At 68.9% G+C, this 1,940-nt stretch carries 1 protein-coding gene and 1 pseudogene; one reads left to right on the top strand and one right to left on the bottom strand.

Going from position 1 to position 1,940, the window contains the following annotated elements:
* Positions 1-218 (bottom strand): annotated as a pseudogene (locus tag V7067_RS17655) (glycine/betaine ABC transporter substrate-binding protein); the annotation flags it as partial.
* A 358-nt stretch (positions 219-576) separates the two neighbouring features.
* On the opposite strand from V7067_RS17655, the gene betI reads away from it, so the two are divergent.
* A partial coding sequence (gene betI / locus V7067_RS17650) for a transcriptional regulator BetI (RefSeq protein WP_334177190.1) occupies positions 577-1,940 on the top strand: 1,364 nt, incomplete at its 3' end.

Here is a 1,940-nt window from a genome sequence, read left to right as displayed (position 1 = left end):
TAGGTGACCGGCACCGACAGCACCTGCGTCGAGGCCTTGTAGCCGAGGCCGTCGAGGATGGCGGAGGTGATCGCCGTGGTGGCAGTGATGTCCGTCCAGCCGACATCGGCAAAGCGCACGGCCTTGCAGGCGGCCGGGTCGGCGGCAAGCGCCGGGGCGGCAGTGGCACCGAGCAGCGCCAGCGCGGAGAGCGTCGGGATAAGCTTGCGGAAAACCATGGAAACCCCTCTTTCGTCAGTGCGACTCCGGGTGGAAGTGCCCGGCCGGCGCCGTCGCGGGATGCCCGGCGCCTGTTTGCCTTCGGTGCCCGGCCTTTTGCCGGGACGGCTTTTGTTCTGAGACAAATTCAAGCTGAGGACGCGCCGGTTGTCACGCACTTTTTTTGATCGTTCAATCAACGAAACTTTCGTCGAATCGGCGCGGCTTTAGGCCGTTTTTCGTCAATTCCGGCAGCGCTGCCCAAATTGACGCCACGTGCGTCGGAGCAGCAACAAGAATCTTGATTGAACGTTCAAACAATGTTTCGATGCCCTCCATCCACCCCTGAACGACCACCGCCTGAGGCAGGAGAGCACCATGCGGGAGATGACGGCAACGCGCGCGGAAGCTGAGGACCACAGGCGCCGCCAGCTCATTGAGGCCACCATCGAGACGCTGGCCGATGTGGGCTTCAATGCCTGCACGCTGGGCGAGATCGCGCGCCGCGCCGGCACCTCGCCGGGCCTCGTGGCGCATTATTTCGGCGACAAGGACGGGCTGCTGGAAGCCACGCTGCGCCACCTTGCAAGCCGCGTCGGCCATGCGGCCACGCGGCGCCTTGCAGCCACGCGCGATCCGCGCGCGCGGGTTCAGGCGGTGATCGACGCCAACCTCTCGCCGGAGGAATTCGACCGCCGCACCTCCTCGGTGTGGCTGGCGTTCTGGGGGCAGGTCATCCACTCCGCCCGCTTCCGCCGCGTGCAGAACATCTATCAGCGCCGCATGATCTCCAACCTGCGCTCGGCGCTGCGCGATCTGGTGCCCGCGCAGGCCGCCCACGATCTGGCGGTGACCATCGCCTCGGTCATCGACGGTCTGTGGCTGCGGGCCACCCTTTCCGCCGAAGGCGAGGCCGACAGCGCCAACGCCCGGCAACTCGCCTCCGCATTCGTCGATGCCCAGCTGGCCGCCGTGCCGCGCACGCCGCAGCCGGCGGCACAGCCGGCAGCCCCGGCGGTGCTCGCCAGCCACATCGCCGGCCGGTTCGCCCCCGCTGCCGCCCCGCGCACCTTCACCACCACCAATCCGGCAACGGGCGCGGTGCTGGCGGAACTGGAGATCGCCGGCGAGGACGAGGTGAATGCCGCCGTTGCCGCCGCACGCGCCGCCCAGCCCGCGTGGGCCGCTCTGACCGGTGCGGAGCGCGGCCGCATCCTGCGCCGCGTTGCCGGCCTGCTGCGCGAAAAGAACGACGAGCTTGCCCGCCTGGAGACGCAGGATACCGGCAAGCCGCTGCAGGAAACCATCGCCGTCGACGTGCTGTCGGGCGCCGACTGCCTCGACTATTTCGCCTCCGTCGCCCCGACGCTGACCGGCGAGCACGTCGACCTCGGGCCTGCCGCCTTCGGCTACACCCGGCGCGAGGCGCTGGGCGTGGTGGCGGGTATCGGCGCATGGAACTATCCGCTCCAGATCGCCTGCTGGAAGGCGGCACCGGCGCTCGCCTGCGGCAACGCCATGGTGTTCAAGCCCGCGGAACTGACACCGCTCACCGCGCTCCGGCTGGCGGAGATCATGCGCGAGGCCGGTGTTCCGGACGGCATCTTCAATGTGGTTCAGGGCTTTGCCGAAACCGGCCGGCTGCTGACGCGCCATCCCGGCATCGCCAAGGTCTCGCTGACCGGCGAGGCCGGCACCGGCCGCAAGGTGATGGCCGACGCCGCCGGCACGCTGAAGCACGT

Source organism: Pseudoxanthobacter sp. (assembly GCF_036822375.1).
In the GTDB taxonomy this organism is placed as follows: domain Bacteria; phylum Pseudomonadota; class Alphaproteobacteria; order Rhizobiales; family Segnochrobactraceae; genus Pseudoxanthobacter.
The sequence above is the reverse complement of the archived record's forward strand: the minus strand, read 5'-3'. Positions and strand labels throughout refer to the sequence as shown.